General features: G+C 71.8%; 18 protein-coding genes. 10 read left to right on the top strand and 8 right to left on the bottom strand.

The window, feature by feature from the left end; all coding sequences use genetic code 11:
* Position 1: 1 nt before the first annotated feature.
* On the bottom strand, positions 2–967 hold the full coding sequence (locus SSP24_RS03620) for an FAD-dependent oxidoreductase (protein ID WP_141307270.1): 966 nt from the start codon (positions 965–967) through the stop codon (positions 2–4).
* Between the two features lie 66 nt (positions 968–1,033).
* Here SSP24_RS03620 and SSP24_RS03615 point away from each other — a divergent pair, with 66 nt between their 5' ends.
* Both SSP24_RS03615 and SSP24_RS03610 read left to right on the top strand, forming a co-directional pair.
* Positions 1,034–2,053, top strand: a complete 1,020-nt coding sequence (locus tag SSP24_RS03615) for an oxidoreductase (protein ID WP_141307269.1) — start codon at positions 1,034–1,036, stop codon at positions 2,051–2,053.
* Between the two features lie 544 nt (positions 2,054–2,597).
* Positions 2,598–4,238, top strand: coding sequence for an ABC-F family ATP-binding cassette domain-containing protein (locus SSP24_RS03610; RefSeq protein ID WP_141307268.1), 1,641 nt, complete (start codon positions 2,598–2,600; stop codon positions 4,236–4,238).
* Here SSP24_RS03610 and SSP24_RS03605 read toward each other — a convergent pair.
* The 3 genes from SSP24_RS03605 to SSP24_RS42675 all read right to left on the bottom strand — a co-directional run bounded on the left by SSP24_RS03605 (position 4,235) and on the right by SSP24_RS42675 (position 7,526).
* Positions 4,235–4,804 (bottom strand): putative glycolipid-binding domain-containing protein, encoded by a 570-nt coding sequence (locus SSP24_RS03605; protein ID WP_141307267.1) that lies wholly within the window; start codon positions 4,802–4,804, stop codon positions 4,235–4,237. The genes SSP24_RS03610 and SSP24_RS03605 overlap by 4 nt on opposite strands.
* 104 nt (positions 4,805–4,908) lie before the next feature.
* The gene (locus tag SSP24_RS03600; protein WP_141307266.1) at positions 4,909–7,290 is read right to left on the bottom strand and encodes a Tex family protein; all 2,382 of its coding nucleotides are present in this window, start codon (positions 7,288–7,290) and stop codon (positions 4,909–4,911) included.
* Positions 7,291–7,388: 98 nt separating this feature from the next.
* Positions 7,389–7,526 (bottom strand): LPFR motif small protein, encoded by a 138-nt coding sequence (locus SSP24_RS42675; RefSeq protein ID WP_167529501.1) that lies wholly within the window; start codon positions 7,524–7,526, stop codon positions 7,389–7,391.
* A 148-nt stretch (positions 7,527–7,674) separates the two neighbouring features.
* Here SSP24_RS42675 and SSP24_RS03590 point away from each other — a divergent pair, with 148 nt between their 5' ends.
* Both SSP24_RS03590 and SSP24_RS03585 read left to right on the top strand, forming a co-directional pair.
* Positions 7,675–8,634, top strand: coding sequence for a GlxA family transcriptional regulator (locus SSP24_RS03590; protein WP_141307264.1), 960 nt, complete (start codon positions 7,675–7,677; stop codon positions 8,632–8,634).
* Positions 8,635–8,645: 11 nt separating this feature from the next.
* Positions 8,646–9,275, top strand: a complete 630-nt coding sequence (locus SSP24_RS03585; RefSeq protein ID WP_141307379.1) for a DJ-1/PfpI family protein — start codon at positions 8,646–8,648, stop codon at positions 9,273–9,275.
* On the opposite strand, the gene SSP24_RS03580 is transcribed toward SSP24_RS03585, so the two are convergent.
* Entirely contained in the window at positions 9,267–10,016 is a 750-nt protein-coding gene (locus tag SSP24_RS03580; RefSeq protein WP_141307263.1) for an enoyl-CoA hydratase/isomerase family protein, read from the bottom strand. The two genes, SSP24_RS03585 and SSP24_RS03580, sit on opposite strands and share 9 nt — an antisense overlap.
* Before the next feature lie 67 nt (positions 10,017–10,083).
* Here SSP24_RS03580 and SSP24_RS03575 point away from each other — a divergent pair, with 67 nt between their 5' ends.
* Together SSP24_RS03575 and SSP24_RS03570 are read left to right on the top strand one after the other, a co-directional pair.
* On the top strand, positions 10,084–10,704 hold the full coding sequence (locus SSP24_RS03575) for an HdeD family acid-resistance protein (RefSeq protein ID WP_141307262.1): 621 nt from the start codon (positions 10,084–10,086) through the stop codon (positions 10,702–10,704).
* A 175-nt stretch (positions 10,705–10,879) separates the two neighbouring features.
* A complete protein-coding gene (locus SSP24_RS03570) occupies positions 10,880–11,389 on the top strand; it encodes an ATP-binding protein (RefSeq protein ID WP_218037063.1) in 510 nt (169 codons plus the stop codon).
* 3 nt (positions 11,390–11,392) lie between these two features.
* Here the strand turns inward: SSP24_RS03570 and idi are convergent, their stop codons facing one another.
* The 3 genes from idi to galE form a co-directional block, all read right to left on the bottom strand.
* The gene (idi, locus tag SSP24_RS03565; protein ID WP_141307260.1) at positions 11,393–11,986 is read right to left on the bottom strand and encodes an isopentenyl-diphosphate Delta-isomerase; all 594 of its coding nucleotides are present in this window, start codon (positions 11,984–11,986) and stop codon (positions 11,393–11,395) included.
* Positions 11,987–12,459: 473 nt separating this feature from the next.
* On the bottom strand, positions 12,460–13,398 hold the full coding sequence (locus SSP24_RS03560; RefSeq protein WP_141307259.1) for a cation diffusion facilitator family transporter: 939 nt from the start codon (positions 13,396–13,398) through the stop codon (positions 12,460–12,462).
* A gap of 146 nt (positions 13,399–13,544) precedes the next feature.
* On the bottom strand, positions 13,545–14,516 hold the full coding sequence (gene galE / locus SSP24_RS03555) for a UDP-glucose 4-epimerase GalE (RefSeq protein ID WP_141307258.1): 972 nt from the start codon (positions 14,514–14,516) through the stop codon (positions 13,545–13,547).
* A gap of 308 nt (positions 14,517–14,824) precedes the next feature.
* Here galE and SSP24_RS03550 point away from each other — a divergent pair, with 308 nt between their 5' ends.
* Genes SSP24_RS03550 through SSP24_RS03535 form a run of 4 tightly spaced genes read left to right on the top strand, consistent with a single transcriptional unit; the run spans position 14,825 to position 19,146 of the window.
* Complete coding sequence (locus SSP24_RS03550) at positions 14,825–16,591, top strand: DUF5941 domain-containing protein (protein ID WP_141307257.1); 1,767 nt, start codon at positions 14,825–14,827, stop codon at positions 16,589–16,591.
* Complete coding sequence (locus SSP24_RS03545; protein ID WP_141307256.1) at positions 16,588–17,340, top strand: phosphocholine cytidylyltransferase family protein; 753 nt, start codon at positions 16,588–16,590, stop codon at positions 17,338–17,340. The genes SSP24_RS03550 and SSP24_RS03545 overlap by 4 nt, the downstream gene beginning before the upstream one ends.
* Positions 17,328–18,389 carry an iron-containing alcohol dehydrogenase family protein gene (locus SSP24_RS03540; RefSeq protein WP_141307255.1) on the top strand — a complete coding sequence of 354 codons (1,062 nt, stop codon included), beginning with the start codon at positions 17,328–17,330 and terminating at the stop codon, positions 18,387–18,389. The genes SSP24_RS03545 and SSP24_RS03540 overlap by 13 nt, the downstream gene beginning before the upstream one ends.
* Complete coding sequence (locus SSP24_RS03535; protein ID WP_141307254.1) at positions 18,367–19,146, top strand: CDP-alcohol phosphatidyltransferase family protein; 780 nt, start codon at positions 18,367–18,369, stop codon at positions 19,144–19,146. Before SSP24_RS03540 ends, SSP24_RS03535 begins: the two co-directional genes overlap by 23 nt.
* Positions 19,147–19,154 lie beyond the last annotated feature (8 nt).

The following is a 19,154-nucleotide window of genomic DNA, read 5'->3' as shown; positions in this document are numbered from 1 at the left end:
CTCACCCGGAGGCGGCCGGACCGCACAGCCCGGCCGCTTCCTCCGCACACCCCCACGCCACGGTCACGCCCGCACCCCCGTGACCGTAGTTGTGCACCAGCGCCCGCCCGTCCGGCAGCAGTTCGCGCTCCAGCCGCACCGCGTCCCGCACCGGCCGCAACCCCACCCGGTGGTCCAGCACCCGCGCCCCGGCGATCTCCGGCCGCAGCGCCGCGCACCGTCGTACGATCGTCTCGGCCACCGCCGGATTCGGCGCGAGCGACCACTCGTCCTCCTCCGAGGTGCCGCCCAGCACCAGCCGCCCCGGATGCGGGAAGACATACGCCATCTCACCGGAGGCGTCCTTGGAGACGACCCAGGTACGGATCCCGGGGTTCTCCACCACGACCAACTGCCCGCGCACAGGGCGCACCGACGCGTCCGGCACCAGCTTCCGCGCGCCCAGCCCCGTGCAGTTGACCACCACCGGCGCGTCCGCCTCCGCGAGCGCCGACACCGTACGCTCCTCCACCACTCCGCCCGCGGCAGCCAACCGCTCCCGCAGCCACGGCAGATGAGTCGACATGTCGACCAGCGGCAGCCGCGCCCACAGCCCCACCGACCCGGCGTACTCCTCGGGCGTCGCCGGCCGCAGCCCCTTCAGCCGGCCCGCCGCCCAGGAGTCCGTCTCGTCCAGGTCGGTCTCGCCCATGACTCCCTCGACCAGGCGTACGCCGGTCACCTCGGGCCGCTCGGCCAGCTCCTCGTAGACGTCCAGCGAGCGCAGCGCCCATCTGCGCGCCGCCTCGGGCGGCTCGATGCGGTACGGCCACCACAGCGCGCCCGCCACGGCCGAGGTGGTGCGCTCGACCGGGTCGCGCGTCCACACCCGTACCCGCCGCCCGCGCTCGGCCAGCACCACGGCCGTCGTCAGCCCGATGACACCCCCGCCGACGACGATCACATCGTCTTCCGTGTCACTGTTCATGCGGGGACGGTAGCGGAATGTGTCATGCCGCGATCAGAGCGGCGTAATGGTGGGGATACTCACCGTATGTCTGCCGCGTACGCGACCTTCGGCCTGGCACCCGCGATGCGGGCCGGTGGAGTTCTCGCAGACGGTGGCTACCAGGTACACCGGGACTTCGTGGACTTCATCGTCGACGGGCGCCCGCTGCTGTTCCAGCTCTCGGACCTGGACGCCGTCTCCCCGCTCGCCTCCGACGTCCCGCCCGCCATCTTCACCGCCCAGGTGCGCAGCCTGTTACTGGAGGCCGACGCGCCGCTGCCCGGCGGGCGATACGTCATCTACGGCTGCCCCGAGTGCGCGGACCTCGCGTGCGGCGCGGTCACCGCGGTCATCGAGCGCGCCGACGACGACTACGTGTGGCGGGACTTCGCCTGGCAGACGGACGAACAGTTCGACCTGGAGTTGAACGGCTACCAGGGCATCGGCCCGTTCCGCTTCCACGGCGACGAGTACCGCACGGCGCTGAACTCCCTGCTGGACGCCGAGGGCCCCGGCAGCCGCCGCGTCCTGCTGATCGGCGCCCGCGTCGCCCTGCTCGCCAAGCTCGCCGCCGCCCTGCGCACCATCGGCATCGGCGCCGACATCACCCGCGACGCCGACCGCGTCCCCGCCGAGGAGCTGCGCGGCTACGGCGCCGTCGCCTTCGGCCGCGGGGTCGGCGAGGAGGAGCGCGCGGCCGTGCGCCGGGCCTTCGAACGCGCCGGGGTCGAGGTGGCGTACGTCGACGGACTCGCCCCGATCGTCCCGCTGCTCGTCGCCCAGATCGAACACGCCCTCGACCGCAGCCCGGTGGCGCTGCGCCGCCTCACCCGCCTGGTCACCGCGGATGGCGAGGCGGGCATCGAGGTCACCTCGACCTGCCGGGTCCAGCTCACCGCGTACCGCCTGGACCGCCTCTCCCGCACCCACACCCACGAACTCTTCGACGGCCTCCTCGAACCGGGCCACCACCGCATCCCCCTGGACGGGAAGTGCGTGAAGGGCGAGTCGTATGTGGTGGCCAGGACGGCGGGGAGTGTGCTGGTGGAGTCGATGCCGCGGTGAAGGCCGGTCCGGTCGTCGCGGGTGGTGGACAACGGCTTGGTGGTCGTGCGGGGTGGTGGGGGCTTGTGGTGGGGGGCGATGGCGAGTAAGGCCGAGCCGGTCGTCGTGTGGGGCGGCGAGGGCGGCGGGTGAGGGCCTATCGGTTGTCGTGTGGCGTGGGCGGGGCCTGTGGTGGGGGAGATGGGGGATGGGTGGCCGATCGGTCGTCGTCTGGTGTGGGCGGGGGCTGTGGTGGGGCGCTGGCGGATGTGGGGCCGATCGGGTGCCATGTGGGGCGGGCACGAGCCTCTGGTGGGGTCGATGGCGGGTGAAGGGCCGATCCGGTCGTCGTGCGGCGTCGCGGGGTGGCTTGTGGTGGGCGATGGGCGGGTGAGGGCCGATTCGGTCGTCGTGTGAGGCAGCGAGGAGCCTCTGGTCGGGCGATGGCCCGGTGACGATCCACCCGGTCGCCCCGCCGGGCGACGGCAAGCGTGCTGGTGGGGACGGTGGCGCCCTGTATACCGGCGCGACCGCCCGGCCGGGCGGGCACTAGGATCGGCGTCTGATGACTGCCACCCTCGTCGCCAAGAACCTCGCCGCCGGTCATGGCGACCACGCGCTCTTCACCGGCCTCGATCTGGTCGTCGCGCCCGGCGACGTGATCGGGCTGGTCGGTGCCAACGGTGCCGGAAAGTCCACGCTGCTGCGGATGCTCGCCGGGCTCGACGCCCCCGAGCAGGGCGAGCTGCGCCTGTCCCCGCCCACCGCCACCGTCGGTCACCTGCCGCAGGAGCCCGAGCGGCGGCCGGGCGAGACGGTACGGGAGTTCCTGGCCCGGCGCACCGGCGTCGCCGAGGCCCAGCGGGCCATGGACGAGGCCACCCAGGCGCTCGTCGACGGGGCCCCCGGCGCCGATGACGCCTACGCCACCGGCCTGGAGCGCTGGCTCGGCCTCGGCGGCGCCGACCTCGACGAACGCGCCGAGGAGGTCGCCGACTCGCTCGGCCTCGCCGTCGGCCTCGACCAGCCGATGACGTCCCTCTCCGGCGGCCAGGCGGCCCGCGCCGGCCTCGCCTCCCTCCTGCTCTCCCGCTACGACGTCTTCCTGCTCGACGAGCCCACCAACGACCTCGACCTCGACGGCCTGGAGCGCCTCGAACGCTTCGTCAGCGGCCTGCGCGCCGGCACGGTCGTCGTCAGCCATGACCGCGAGTTCCTCACCCGCACGGTCACCAAGGTCCTCGAACTCGACCTCGCCCAGCAGCAGATCAACCTCTACGGCGGCGGCTACGCGGCCTACCTGGAGGAGCGCGAGGTGGCCCGGCGGCACGCGCGCGAGGAGTACGACGAGTACGCCGACAAGAAGTCCGCCCTCCAGGACCGGGCGCAGATGCAGCGCGCCTGGATGGACAAGGGGGTGAAGAACGCCCGGCGCAAGGCGGGCAACGACAACGACAAGATCGGCCGCAAGTTCCGCAGCGAGGCCAGCGAGAAGCAGGCCGCGAAGGCCCGGCAGACCCAGCGCATGATCGAACGGCTGGAGGTGGTCGAGGAGCCGCGCAAGGAGTGGGAGCTGCGCATGGAGATCGCCTCGGCATCCCGCTCGGGTGCGGTCGTGGCCACCCTGCGCGACGCCGAGGTCCGGCGTGGCGACTTCATGCTCGGCCCGGTGTCCCTCCAGGTCGACTGGGCGGACCGGGTCGCGGTCACCGGCGCGAACGGCGCGGGCAAGTCGACCCTGCTCGGCGCCCTGCTCGGCCGCGTCCCGCTCGACGCGGGCCACGCCGCCCTCGGCTCCGGCGTGCTGGTCGGTGAGGTCGACCAGGCCCGCAAGCTGTTCCACGGCCCGGAGACCCTGCTCGACGCGTTCTGCGCGGCCGTCCCCGACACCGAACCGGTCGAGGTACGCACGCTCCTGGCCAAGTTCGGTCTGAAGTCGGACCACGTCCTGCGCCCGGCGGCCACCCTCTCCCCGGGCGAGCGCACCCGCTCCGCCCTCGCCCTCCTCCAGGGCCGGGGCGTCAACCTGCTGGTCCTCGACGAGCCGACCAACCACCTCGACCTGCCCGCCATCGAGCAACTGGAGTCGGCCCTCGACACCTACACCGGCACCCTCCTGCTGGTCACCCATGACCGCCGCATGCTGGACGCGGTCCGCGTCACCCGCCGTCTGGAGGTCGCCGACGGCAAGGTGACCGAGCGCTAACGAGGCGTCAGCCGCGTCGCCAGCTGCGGATAGTCGACGACGAGGCCGTCCGCGTCGATGTCCAGCTCGCTGCGGAAGTCACCCGACGCGAACCGCACCCGCCCGCCGCCGCCGGTGCGGGCGAGATGCGTGTAGGTCTGGACCGAGGGCCGTACGGCCAGGTCGGGCACCGACACCCAGGCCATCAGGAACTCCCGCTCACCGGCGGTCCGGTGCAGGTCGTGCCGGAGCACCGGCATGGTGTTGGTCAGCGGACACAGCCCCAGATCGCAGTCGAGCGCCCCGTGCACCTCCGGCACCGGCTCCCCGTCGGCGGTCCATTCGCCCCGCCCGTCGTGCCACAGATCGAGCGTCCGCGTCAGCTCCGCGGTCTCGGCGGTCACCCGGAGCCGCCGGGTCACGTAACCGTCGCCCGTTTCCAGTTCGTACGACACCCAGTACGGCTCCGGATCCGTCCCCACCGCGCGCCCCCGCGCCCGCAGGGTCTCCCCGTCGAACGCGGCCCAGGCGGTCTCGTACCCGTGGCTCGCCGTGACGTCCCAGGTCACTGCACGCGAAGTGGTCATATCGACACACTAGGGGTGGTGGGGCGGCGGACGTCCCGCCGACACGGTTGCACCCACCGGGCCCGAACCCCCGCGGCCTCGCGGAAGCCCGGGCCCGACCAACGTCAGCCCCGCCCGCCCTTCTTGGGGTCGAGCAGCCCCGCGCGCCGCAGGGCGTCGGCCATCGCGCTGTTCGCAGGAGCCGGAGCCTGGCGTGCTCCACCGCCTCCGCTGCCACCGCGCCCGCCCTGCCGCTGCTGCGGCGGGCGCCCGCCCCGCTGCGGGCGGCGTTCGCCGGAACCCCGCTCCTGGGGCGCGGCCTCGTCGTCCAGCCGCAGGGTGAGGGAGATCCGCTTGCGCGGAATGTCGACGTCGAGGACCTTCACCTTCACGATGTCGCCCGGCTTGACGACGTCCCGCGGGTCCTTGACGAACGTCTTCGACATCGCGGACACGTGCACCAGGCCGTCCTGGTGAACGCCGATGTCGACGAACGCCCCGAACGCGGCCACATTGGTGACCACGCCTTCCAGGACCATCCCCGCCTCAAGATCGGAGAGCTTCTCGACGCCCTCCTTGAAGGTGGCCGTCTTGAACGCCGGACGCGGGTCGCGACCCGGCTTCTCCAGCTCCTTGAGGATGTCGGTGACCGTCGGCAGACCGAACGTCTCGTCCACGAAGTCCTGCGGCTTCAGCGAGCGCAGCACTCCGGTGTTGCCGACCAGCGCGGCCACTTCCTGGCCGGTGGTCTTCACCATCCGCCGTACGACGGGGTACGCCTCGGGGTGCACGCTGGACGCGTCCAGCGGGTCGTCGCCGCCCCGGATGCGCAGGAACCCCGCGCACTGCTCGTACGCCTTCGGCCCCAGCCGTGCCACGTTCTTCAGCTCGGAGCGGGACGTGAACGGGCCGTTGGCGTCGCGGTGCGCCACGATGTTCTCGGCGAGCCCGGAGGAGATGCCCGACACGCGCGCGAGCAGTGGCGCGGACGCCGTGTTGACGTCGACCCCGACGCCGTTCACACAGTCCTCCACCACCGCGTCCAGCGAACGCGACAGCTTCACCTCGGACAGGTCGTGCTGGTACTGGCCGACCCCGATCGACTTCGGGTCGATCTTCACCAGCTCGGCGAGCGGGTCCTGGAGGCGACGCGCGATCGACACCGCGCCACGCAGCGACACGTCCATGTCGGGCAGCTCCTGCGAGGCGAACGCGGAGGCCGAGTACACGGACGCGCCCGCCTCGGACACCATCACCTTGGTGAGCTTCAACTCCGGGTGCTTGGTGATGAGTTCACCGGCGAGCTTGTCGGTCTCGCGGGACGCCGTGCCGTTGCCGATCGCGATCAGCTCAACGGCGTGCTCCTTGGCGAGCCGGGCCAGCTTCGCGATCGCCTCGTCCCACTTGTTGGCCGGGACGTGCGGGTAGATGACGTCGGTGGCGACGACCTTGCCGGTGGCGTCCACGACGGCCACCTTCACGCCCGTACGGAAACCGGGGTCGAGGCCGAGGGTCGCGCGCGTGCCCGCCGGGGCGGCGAGGAGCAGGTCCCGCAGGTTCGCCGCGAACACGCCGACCGCCTCGTCCTCGGCCGCGGTACGCAGCCGCAGGCGGAGGTCGATGCCGAGGTGCACGAGGACGCGGGTCCGCCAGGCCCAGCGGACGGTGTCCGTCAGCCACTTGTCGGCGGGCCGCCCGCGGTCGGCGATCCCGAACTTCCCGGCGATGATCCCCTCATACGACGAGGGCCCCTCCGTCGACTCCTCCGGCTCCAGGACGAGGTCGAGGACCTCCTCCTTCTCGCCGCGCAGCATCGCCAGGATGCGGTGCGAGGGCAGCTCGGTGAACGGCTCGGCGAAGTCGAAGTAGTCGGCGAACTTGGCGCCCGCCTCCTCCTTGCCCTCCCGCACCTTGGCGGCCAGCCGCCCGCGCACCCACATGCGCTCACGCAGCTCACCGATCAGGTCGGCGTCCTCCGAGAATCGCTCGGTGAGGATCGCCCGGGCACCGTCCAGGGCGGCCTGCGGATCGGCCACGCCCTTGTCGGCGTCCACGAACGCGGCGGCGGCCGCGAGCGGCTCGACGGTCGGATCGCCGAGCAGTCCCTCGGCCAGCGGCTCCAGACCCGCCTCACGGGCGATCTGCGCCTTCGTACGCCGCTTCGGCTTGTACGGCAGATAGATGTCCTCCAGGCGCGCCTTGGTCTCCGCGCCCCGGATCTGCGCCTCCAGTTCGCCGGTGAGCTTGCCCTGCTCACGCACCGACTCCAGGATCGCCGTCCGCCGCTCCTCCAGCTCCCGCAGATAGCGCAGCCGCTCCTCGATCGTGCGCAGCTGCGCATCGTCGAGCATCTCGGTCGCTTCCTTGCGGTAGCGGGCGATGAAGGGCACCGTCGAACCGCCGTCGAGCAGCTCCACGGCAGCCTTGACCTGCCGCTCCCGTACGCCGAGCTCCTCGGCGATCCTGCCTTCGATGGACCCTACTCCCAGGGACCCGGGTGTCGTCACGATTCCCGTACCGCCTTCTCACTTCGGGTTGCGCGGCAATTGTGGCAGGTGGCACCGACAACGGGGGACCAGGGCGGGAACTGGCGGGGCGGCGGCTCTCAGACCCGGCGCGCGCCGCGTCGGCCGGCCCCGGAAGCGCCGCCGAGCAGGCGGGCCACGGCCCGGAACGGCAACGTCACGACCGTGGCGACGGCACCGCCGATCTGCCGCAGGACATCCGCAATGGCACGGAACACGTGAATCCCCTTTCGTCTTGCACTTCGACTCTCTGTGGACCAGGTGATCTGCGGGTACCGCGCCCGCCGCCGGTCATGCCGGGCGATGGCAGGAAAGGTGGGGAACTCGTCATTGCGGCCGCGATCGGCCCCGCGAAGAATCGCTCGTATGGCGCAACGAACCGTTCTGGTCGTCCTCTTCGACGGCGTGCAGAGCCTCGACGTCACCGGCCCGGTGGAGGTCTTCGCCGGGGCCGAGACGATCAACCCGGGGACGTACCGCATCCGTACGGCCTCCCTGGACGGCGGTCCCGTCCGCAGCTCCAGCGGGCTGACCCTCGTACCGGACGAGGCTCTCGCCGACGCGTCCGCCGCGCACACCCTCCTGGTCCCCGGTGGCAGGGGCACCCGCCGGCCGGATCCGCGTCTGACCGACTGGCTGCGTGAGCAGGGGCCGCGGGCCCCGCGCCTGGTCTCCGTGTGCACCGGGTCGCTGCTGCTCGCCGAGGCGGGCCTGCTGGACGGCCGTCGCGCGACGACCCACTGGAGGTTCTGCGACCAGCTCGCCCGCGACCACCCGGCCGTGCAGGTCGAACCCGACCCCATCTACGTGCGCGACGGCCACATCGCAACGTCCGCCGGCGTCACCTCCGGCATCGACCTCGCCCTCGCCCTGGTCGAGGAGGACCTCGGCCGGGACGTCGCCCTCACCATCGCCCGCCACCTCGTGGTCTTCCTGCGCCGTCCCGGAAACCAGGCCCAGTTCAGCGCGCAGCTCGCCGCCCAGACGGCCTCCCGCGAGCCGCTGCGCGAGCTCCAGCGGTGGATCACCGAGCACCCCGCCGACGACCTGACCGTCGAGGCCCTCGCCGCCCGCGCCCGGCTCTCCCCGCGCCACTTCGCCCGCGCCTTCCGGTCCGAGACCGGCACGACCCCCGGCCGCTACGTCGACCGGGTCCGCCTCGAACACGCCCGCCGCCTCCTGGAGGACACGGGCGACGGAATCGAGGAAATCTCCCGCGCCAGCGGCTACGGCACACCCGAGGCCATGCGCCGGGCCTTCGTGAAGGCCCTCGGCACCGCACCGGCCGAGTACCGCCGGCGTTTCCGTCCGGCCCTCACCCCATGAAGGGACAACCGATGCAGATCGCCATCGTCCTCTACGACGGCTTCACCGCCCTGGACGCCGTAGGCCCCTACGAGACCCTCGGCCGCCTCCCGGACGCCGAGACGGTCTTCGTCGCCGAACGCACCGGCCCCGTCCGCAACGACACCGGCAACCTCGCGCTCACCGCCGACCGGACCCTGACCGACGTGCCGAGCCCCGACATCGTGGTGGTCCCGGGCGGTCCCGGCCAGGAGTCGCAGATGACGAACGACACCCTGCTGGACTGGCTGCGCACCGCCGACGCCACCACCACCTGGACGACGTCCGTGTGCACCGGCTCCCTGATCCTGGCCGCCGCCGGACTCCTCCGGGGACGCCGGGCGACATCGCACTGGCTCACCCTGGAGGAGCTGAAACCCTTCGGTGTCGAGCCCACGCAAGAGCGGGTCGTCTTCGACGGCAAGTACGTCACCGCCGCCGGGGTCTCCTCCGGCATCGACATGGGCCTCACCCTGCTCGGCAGGATCGCCGGCGACGAACACGCCCAGGCCGTCCAGCTGATGACCGAGTACGACCCGCAGCCCCCGTACGACGCCGGCTCCCCGCAGAAGGCACCCGCGCACCTCGTCGAGATGTTCCGCGCCCAGGCCGCCTCAGCCTGACGCGGTCCAGGTGAAGCGCGGCTGCCGCCGCTCCAGGAACGCGGCGACGCCCTCCGCGGTGTCGGCGTTGTCGCGCATCTGCTCGGCCCAGTACGCGTCCCGGTCGGTGCGCCCGTCGGCGAACTCCTTCGCCGCGGCCTGCGTCAGCTGCGAGCGGGACACCAGGATGCGGGTGAACTCGGCGACCCGCTTGTCGAGTTCACCCTCGGGCAGCACCTCGTCGACCAGCCCGGTGCGCAACGCCCGGTCGGTGCCGATCAACTCGCCCGAGAACAGCAGGTACTTGGTGGTGGCCGGACCCACCAGCGACTTCAACCGCCGGGTCGCGGAGGCCGGATACACGATCCCGAGCTTCGCCGGGGTCACCCCGAACAGCGCGCCCTCCTCCGCGAACCGCAGATCACAGGCCGCCGCGAGCTGCGCCCCGCCGCCCACGCAGTGCCCGCGGATCGCCGCCAGCGTCGGCTTCGCAAACGCGGCGAGCGCCTCCTCCGCCCGCACGGCCAGCCCCTGCGCCTCGGCGGGCGAGGCCCGCAGCGTGGAGATGTCGGCGCCCGCGCAGAACGTGCCGCCCTCACCCGTCAGCACCAGGGCCCGTACCCCCGGATCTGCCGCCAGGGTGTCCAGCAGCTCGGGCAGCGCCCGCCACATCGCGGCCGTCATGGCGTTCCGCTTGGCCGGATGGGCGATGACGACGGTGGCCACCGAGTCGGCGACGCGGTGCAGCAGCTGGGGCTCCATGCGCGGGATGCTAGCCGCACCCCCGCTCCGTACGATCGACGAGGGGCCCGTGAGAGGAGGCGGCCCGATGACCAAGCCCGCGAAGGACGAGAAGGCCAAACTGCGGCGCGGCTTCGGCCGACTGGTCGCGCTGGGCGTGCTCCTGGTCGTCGCCGGTCTCGTCGGGCTCGTCTACACCGGCGTGGCCACGCTGACGTCCATGCTCCTGTTCGGCTGGCTGCTGCTGATCGGCGGCGTGGTCGGCCTGCTGCACGCCATTGAGGGACGCGGCAGCAACTTCTTCTGGCTCGCGGTGATCGTCGCGGCCCTGAACATCGCGGCGGGTGTCGTGATCCTGAAGAGCCCCGACGCGGCCGCCGACGCCCTGGCCATGTTCGCCGCCCTGCTCTTCCTCACCGCCGGGCTGTTCCGGCTGGTCGGCGGCCTGGTGGTGCGTGGCCCGCAGTTCGGCCTGACCCTGCTGCTGGGCGCGTTCGACCTGCTGCTGGGCATCCTGGTGCTGGGCTCCTGGCCGAGCAGCAGCCAGTACGTCATCGGTACGTTCTTCTCGCTGGCCCTGCTCTTCGACGGCCTCGGCCTGATCGCCACCGGCTTCGGCGGCCGCCGGATCGTGGGCATGGTCGAGGACGCCTCAGGAGTGGGCAAGGCCGGGCCAGGGGATGCCTCGAAACCCGTACAAGCCGAATAGTTCGGAAAGTCGGCACCGGCGGGACAGGATGCAGTCCCACATCTGACCGTGTCATACGCCAACGGTCAGAAGCGTTCGATAATTGCTGACTTGTGTTCAGCTCTCCGGCAGGAGGCGGCGCGTTACCAACACTCGACGTGTGGTGACAACCGAGCACAAGGGTGGCGACCGGACGATGGACGACCACGGGCGCGGGCCCGCCCCACGCCCCGCAGGCGGCGCAGACGCAACCGTCGAGCCGAGCACGCGCGCTCCACTGCCGTACGAGGGCGTATGGCGGTTCACCGCTCCCGCCGTCGACGCCTCGGTCCCGCAGGCCCGGCACGCCGTACGGGATCTGCTCCTGCGCCAGCGGGTGCCGGTCACGGACGACGTGGCCCAGGGACTGCTGCTGATCGTCTCCGAGCTGGTCACGAACGCCGTACGGCACGCCGCGGTGCTCTCGCCGATGCTCGCCGTGGAGGTCGCCGTCGGCGCCGAGTGGGTGCGGGTGTCCGTGGAGGACAACCACCCCTACCGGCCGACCGCCCTGGAGACCGACCACGGCCGGACCGGCGGCCGGGGTCTGCTCCTGGTGCGGGAGATCACCCGGGAGGCGGGCGGGGTGTGCGACGTCGAGCACACGACGAACGGTGGCAAGGTGATCTGGGCCGCCCTGCCGCTCAACCCCGCCCGGCTGCCCTGAGGCTCACCAGCCCTCGGACGGACCGGTCAGCTCCCTGATCGCGGGACGGGCCGCGTCCAGCACCGTCATGAACCACGCCGAGAAGGTGTCCCTGGCGTGCCGCTCCGCCAGCTCGTCCGGGGTGACGAACGCCGTGGCGTGCACCTCCTCCGGGTCCGGCCGCAGCGGCGCCTGCACCAGTCCGACGAAAAGGTGGTTGTACTCCTGCTCCACCAGGCCCGACACCGGGTCCGGGTGGTTGTAGCGCACGGTGCCCGCCTCGGCGAGCAGCGACGGGGAGACGCCGAGTTCCTCGTACGTCCGCCGGGCCGCCGCCGCGAAGGGGGCCTCGCCGGGGTAGGGGTGGCCGCAGCAGGTGTTGGACCAGACACCGGGGGAGTGGTACTTGCCCAGCGCCCGCTGCTGGAGCAGCAGCCGGCCGTAGTCGTCGAAGAGGAAGACCGAGAACGCCCGGTGCAGCCGGCCCGGTGGCTGGTGGGCGGCGAGCTTCTCAGCGGTGCCGATCGTCACGCCGTTCTCGTCGACCAGTTCCAGCATGATCGCTTCCGCGGTGCCGTTCGACGAGCTGTGCGTCGCGGTGGCAGGTGTGATCGGCATACCCATCCTTCGCCTCGTTCCTCGCGCCCCAGTCTGCCGTACGAATCCGGCACTCCCGGCACTTCCCGGCGCGTCTGCACCGGAAGAGGGACCCGGTGGATGATCCTGCCCGCCGCACGAAGCCAGGAACCGTCTGGTACGGCTGTGCGGGTGAGGACGGGGGCGCGCGCCGAACCGTCGCACTCCGGGGCATGGGCGTGGGTCGCCTGCGGCCGCTTCCGACAGCGATCGCCTGCGGCGTCCGCGCGCGCCGGTGTGTCGGCCTTCAGGCGGTCGCGCCGGGCTTCAGCGCTCGCCGGTTTGATGGGTGCCGTATCGGCCCTCAAGCGGTCGTACCGGCTTCGGCGCTCGCCGGTTTCCGGCTCGCGCGTGCGTGCGGGGCTTCGGCGGACGCCGGGTTTCCTGTGCGCCGTGTCGGCCCTCAAGCAGTCGTGCCCGGCCTCAGCGCACAACTGATGAGCGCCCCCGGCGATTCAGTAGCACAACCGTGCCTCGTGTTCCGCGTGGCCGCTCGGCTCCAGCTGGAACGTGCAGTGCTCCACGTCGAAGTGGTCGCCCAGGCAGCCCTGGAGTTCGTGGAGCATCTTCTCGTGCCCTATCGCGTTCAGGACGTCGGAGCGGACGACGACGTGCGCGGACAGCACCGGCATGCCCGAGGTGATCGTCCAGGCGTGCAGATCGTGGACGTCCTCCACCCCGTCGAGCGCCAGTACGTGGGCCCGCACCTCCGCCATGTCGACGCCCTTGGGTGCCGACTCCAGCAGCACGTCGAGCGTCTCGCGCAGCAGCTTCAGCGTGCGCGGCACGATCATCAGGCCGATGACCAGCGAGGCGATCGGGTCGGCCGCCTGCCAGCCGGTGGTGACGATCACCACCGCCGAGATCAGCACCGCCACCGAGCCCAGCGCGTCGGCGGCGACCTCCAGGAAGGCGCCGCGCACGTTCAGGCTCTCCTTCTGGCCGCGCATCAGCAGCGTGAGCGAGATCATGTTCGCGACCAGACCGATCAGACCGAACACCGCGGTCAGCCCGCCCTCGGTGCCGGCCGGTGTGATGAACCGCTGGATCGCCTCGTACAGCACATAGCCGCCGACCCCGAGCAGCAGCAGACAGTTGGCGAGCGCGGCGAGGATCTCGGCGCGCGCGTACCCGAAGGTGCGGTTCGCGCTGGCCGGGAGATTGGCGAAGTGGATCGCGAGCAGCGCCATGCCGAGGCCGAGCGCGTCGGTCGCCATGTGCGCGGCGTCCGCGATCAACGCGAGGGAGTCCGCGAGCACACCGCCGACGATCTCGACCACCATGACGGTGAGCGTGATGGACAGCGCGATCCGCAACCTGCCGCGGTACGCCGCGGCCGCCGTACCGGTGACCGGCGCGCCGTGCGCATGCCCGTGATCGTGCCCAGCCCCCATGAACAGCCGCCTCCCGTTGATCGGTCCGGACCCCAGTGAACTACGGGCGGGGGGTATCCGGCAACGCGGCACTGAACACCGTTGTCATGTGCCCTGACCTGCGGAAATGAAGCGCAGGTCAGGGCATTGGCGCGATCACCGGCCGATCACCGGCCGTGGTGCAGCAGCCATCCCTGCCACGCCGACTCGACCATCTCGCGCACTCCGCGCCGGGCCGTCCAACCCAGCTCCTCGGCGGCCCGGGCGGCCGAGGCGACGGCGCGCGGCGCGTCCCCGGGGCGGCGCGCCTCGACGACGGCGGGGCGGGTGTCGCCGGTCACCTCACCGATCAGCGTGACCAGCTCGCGCACCGAGACGCCCTCGCCGCGGCCGATGTTCACGGTCAGATCGCCGGACGCGTCCGGGGCGGACAGCCGCCGTGCCGCCGCGAGGTGCGCCTCGGCGAGGTCGGCGACATGGATGTAGTCACGGATGCAGGTGCCGTCCGGCGTCGGGTAGTCGTCGCCGAAGATCCGCGGGGCCTCGTCGCGGGTCAGCCGGTCGAAGACCATGGGGACCACGTTGAACACGCCGGTGTCGGCCAGCTCCGGCGCGGCCGCGCCCGCCACGTTGAAGTAGCGCAGGCACACCGTCGCGATGCCGTGCGCCCGGCCCGCCGCGCGCACCAGCCACTCACCGGCGAGTTTTGTCTCGCCGTACGGGCTCATCGGGGCGCACGGCGTGTCCTCCGTGATGAGGTCCACATCGGGGTTGCCGTAGACGGCCGCGGACGAGGAGAAGAGGAAGCGCCTGATCCCGGCCCCGGCGACCGCGTCCAGCAGCGCCGCGAGACCGCCGACGTTCTCCTCGTAGTACCGGGTCGGCTGCTCCACGGACTCGCCGACCTGCTTGCGCGCCGCGAGATGCACCACGCCCGTCACCGCGTGCTCGGCGAACACCCGCTTCAGCAGCTCGCCGTCCCCGGCCGAGCCCCGCACCAGAGGTACGTCCGCCGGGAGCCGCGCGGGCACCCCGGCCGAGAGGTCGTCCAGCGCCACGACGCGCTCCCCGGCCTCGGCCATGACCCGCGCCACATGCGCCCCGATGTATCCGGCACCGCCGGTGATCAGCCATGTCATGGTGGCCCACCCTAATCCCGGCCGGTACCTGGGTCGCCCCGGGCTTTAGCCCTTTCTGTCGTGATTGCCCACATTCGGAAGTGCGATTTTGTACGTCGCCCCCCCGCGTCCCCGATGATGATCATCGCGGAGGTACCGGCAGACCGTGTGGAACCGGACTGTGAACGGCCGGTGAACACGAACTTCCCAACATCCGATAGCCTCTGCCGACATGCCGCCCGCCGGGTGCAGCTCCGCCTGCCCCACGGGGCGCCCCACCATGCACGCGACCGGCGCGGAAACGTCGGCCCCCAGGGAGTGAGTTTCGGTTGTCGACCGCCATCCTCACCGGTCAGCCGGTGCCCGGATCGTCGATAGAGGGCGATCTGCGGTCGCTCGGCTTCGAGGTGTGCATCGCCGCCGACCCCGCCGACACCGAGGCCCTCCTCGCCCAGGTGCCGAGTGACCAGCGTGTCGCCGTCGTCGACGCCCGTTTCGTCGGTCACCTGCACGCCCTGCGCCTCGGCCTCACCGACCCGCGCTTCCCGCTCGCCGCGATACCCGGCGCAGTGACGGCCCAGCCCGCCGGCCGCCAGGCCCTGACGCGCGCGCTGGCCCGCGAGACCTCCACCCAAGGCACGCTGCTGGTGGACAGCCTCGCCGACCGGATCACCGGCGCGCTGGACGTCGATGTGCACCGGCCCGAGCTCGGCAGCCTGGTCGCCGCCGTCCCCACCGACCCGCAGGCCCGCAACGAGGCACGGCAGGCCGTCGCCGCCGTCGACGACGAGGCCGTACGCCTGAAGTCGGCCGTCAAGGCCCGCGACGGCTTCTTCACCACCTTCTTCATCAGCCCGTACTCCCGCTACATCGCCCGCTGGTGCGCCCGGCGCGGACTGACACCCAATCAGGTCACCACCGCCTCCCTGCTCACCGCCCTGATCGCGGCGGGATGCGCGGCCACCGGCACGCGCGGCGGGTTCGTCGCGGCCGGCGTACTGCTGATCGCGTCCTTCGTGCTGGACTGCACCGACGGCCAACTGGCCCGCTACTCCCTGCAGTACTCCACCCTCGGCGCCTGGCTGGACGCCACCTTCGACCGGGCCAAGGAGTACGCCTACTACGCGGGCCTCGCCCTCGGCGCGGCCCGGGGCGGCGACGACGTGTGGGCGCTCGCCCTGGGCGCGATGGTTCTGCAGACCTGTCGGCACATCGTCGACTTCTCCTTCAACGAGGCGAACCACGACGCCACCGCCAACACCAGCCCCACGGCCGCCCTTTCGGACAAACTGGACAGTGTCGGCTGGACGGTGTGGCTGCGCCGGATGATCGTCCTGCCGATCGGCGAGCGCTGGGCGCTGATCGCCGTCCTCACCGCCGTCGCGACCCCGCGCATCACCTTCTACGCCCTGCTCATCGGCTGCGCGTTCGCCGCGACCTACACTACGGCGGGCCGCGTCCTGCGGTCGCTGACCCGCAAGGCGGAGCGCACCGACCGTGCGGCGCGGGCGCTGGCCGATCTGGCGGACAGCGGGCCGCTGGTGGAGCTGCTCGCGCGCAAGGTGCCCGTCCCGGCGCCGCTCTGCGCCGCCGCCGGCGGTCTCGTCGTAGTGACCTCCGCCGCACTCTGGGGTGCGACCTGGCCGACCGTGCTCGCCGCGCTCGTCTACGTCGCGCTGTCCGCGGCCGCCGTCTCACGCCCCCTCAAAGGTGCGCTGGACTGGCTGGTTCCGCCCTTCTTCCGGGCCGCCGAGTACGGGACCGTGCTGATCCTGGCAGCTGAATCGGAGGTGAACGGAGTACTTCCCGCTGCTTTCGGGCTGGTTGCGGCTGTCGCCTACCATCACTACGACACGGTCTATCGCATCCGCGGCAACGCGGGTGCGCCCCCGCACTGGCTGGTGCGGGCGATCGGGGGGCACGAGGGCCGGACGCTGGTGGTCGTGGTGCTCGCCGTGGTGCTGACCGCCGCGCAGTTCAAGGTCGCGCTCACGGTCCTCGCCGTGGCCGTGGCCCTGGTGGTGCTCGTCGAGAGCATCCGCTTCTGGGCGTCCGCAGGGGCACCCGCCGTACACGACGAAGGAGAACCCGCATGATCGGCCTCGTGCTGGCGGCCGGCGCCGGCCGGCGTCTGCGCCCCTACACGGACACCCTGCCCAAGGCGCTGGTGCCGGTGGGGCCCGCGGGCGACGAGGACGGTCCCACGGTTCTCGACCTGACCCTCGCGAACTTCGCCGAGATCGGCCTGACCGAGGCCGCGATCATCGTCGGCTATCGCAAGGAAGCCGTGTACGCGCGCAAGGACGCGCTGGAGAAGAAGTACGGCCTGAAGCTCACCCTGGTCGACAACGACAAGGCCGAGGAGTGGAACAACGCCTACTCCCTGTGGTGCGGCCGTGACCTCCTCAAGGACGGCGTGATCCTCGCCAACGGCGACACCGTCCACCCGGTCTCCGTGGAGCGGACGCTGCTCGCCGCGCGCGGCGACGGCAAGAAGATCATCCTCGCCCTCGACACCGTGAAGTCGCTGGCCGACGAGGAGATGAAGGTCGTCGTCGAGCCCGAGCAGGGCGTCCGGAAGATCACCAAGCTGATGGACCCCGCCGAGGCCACCGGCGAGTACATCGGCGTCACCCTCATCGAGGGCGATGCCGCCCTCGAACTGGCGGACGCGCTGCGGACCGTCTGGGAGAGCGACCCCCAGCAGTTCTACGAGCACGGCTACCAGGAGCTCGTCAACCGCGGCTTCAAGATCGACGTGGCCCCGATCGGCGACGTGGCGTGGGTCGAGATCGACAACCACGACGATCTGGCCCGGGGACGGGAGATCGCGTGCCAGTACTGACCCGGCTCATCCCGTCACCGGTCGTCGTGGACATCCGCCCGGGTGCTCTCGACGATCTGGCGGGTGTGCTCGCCGACGAGCGCATATCCCACTCGGGCAGGCTCGCCGTCGCCGTCAGCGGCGGCTCCGGCGCCCGGCTGCGCGAGCGCGTCGCCCCACAGCTGCCCGGCGCCACCTGGTACGAGGTGGACGGCGGCACCCTCGACGACGCCGTGCGGCTGGCCGCCGAGATGAAGGCGGGCCACTTCGACGCGCTCGTCGGGCTCGGCGGCGGCAAGATCATCGACTGCGCCAAGTTCGCCGCGGCCCGCGTCGGCCTCCCGCTGGTCGCCGTACCGACCAACCTCGCGCACGACGGCCTGTGCTCCCCGGTCGCCACCCTCGACAACGACGCCGGCCGAGGCTCGTACGGCGTGCCCAACCCGATCGCCGTCGTCATCGACCTGGACGTCATCCGCGAGGCCCCGGTCCGCTTCGTCCGGGCCGGTATCGGCGACGCCGTCTCGAACATCTCCGCGATCCGTGACTGGGAGCTGGCCAACCGCGTCAAGGGCGAGAAGATCGACGGCCTCGCCGCGGCCATGGCCCGCCAGGCCGGCGAGGCGGTGCTGCGGCACCCGGGCGGCATCGGCGACAACGACTTTCTGCAGGTACTGGCCGAGGCGCTGGTCCTCAGCGGGATCGCCATGTCGGTGTCGGGCGACTCCCGCCCGTCCTCCGGCGCCTGCCACGAGATCAACCACGCCTTTGACCTGCTCTTCCCCCAGCGGGCGGCCGCCCACGGCGAGCAGTGCGGGCTTGGCGCGGCCTTCGCGATGTATCTGCGCGGCGCGCACGAGGAGTCGGTGTACATGGCCGAGGTGCTGCGTCGGCACGGCCTGCCGGTGCTGCCGGAGGAGATCGGCTTCACCCCGGACGAGTTCGTCCGGGTCGTGGAGTACGCCCCTCGGACCCGGCCCGGCCGCTACACGATCCTCGAACACCTCGACCTGCAAACCCACCAGATCAAGGACATCTACGCCGACTATGTCAAGGCCATCGGTAGCTGAACTCCGCCCTGTCGTCCACCCCGCCGGGGTGAAGGACCGGCGCAGCGGTGAGCACTGGGCGGGACGCCTCTACATGCGTGAGGTGTCGCTGCGGGTCGACCGCTACCTGGTGAACACCAGGGTCACGCCCAACCAGCTCACGTACCTGATGACCCTCTTCGGCGTGCTCGCGGCCCCCGCCCTGCTGGTGCCGGGCATCCCGGGCGCGGTGCTTGGCGTGGTCATGGTCCAGCTGTATCTGCTGCTGGACTGCGTCGACGGCGAGATCGCCCGCTGGAAGCAGCAGTTCTCGCTGGGCGGGGTCTACCTGGACCGGGTCGGCGCCTACCTGACCGACGCAGCCGTCCTCGTCGGCCTCGGCCTGCGCGCCGCCGACCTGTGGGGCACCGGGCGGATCGACTGGCTGTGGGCTTTCCTCGGCACCCTGGCCGCCCTCGGCGCGATCCTGATCAAGGCCGAGACCGACCTCGTCGGCGTCGCCCGGCACCAGGGCGGGCTGCCGCCGGTCAAGGAGTCCGCCTCCGAGCCGCGCTCCTCCCGCATGGCGCTGGCCCGCCGGGCCGCCGCCGCACTGAAGTTCCACCGGCTGATCCTCGGCATCGAGGCGTCCCTGCTGATCCTGGTCCTCGCCGTCCTGGACGCCGCCCGCGGCGACCTGTTCTTCACGCGGCTCGGTGTCGCCGTACTTGCCGGGATCGCGCTGCTGCAGACGCTGCTCCACCTGGTGTCGATCCTCGTTTCGAGCAGGCTCCGGTGAGCCCCGGG

Source organism: Streptomyces spinoverrucosus, from assembly GCF_006539505.1.
In the GTDB taxonomy this organism is placed as follows: Bacteria; Actinomycetota; Actinomycetes; order Streptomycetales; family Streptomycetaceae; genus Streptomyces; species Streptomyces spinoverrucosus.
The sequence above is the reverse complement of the archived record's forward strand: the minus strand, read 5'-3'. Positions and strand labels throughout refer to the sequence as shown.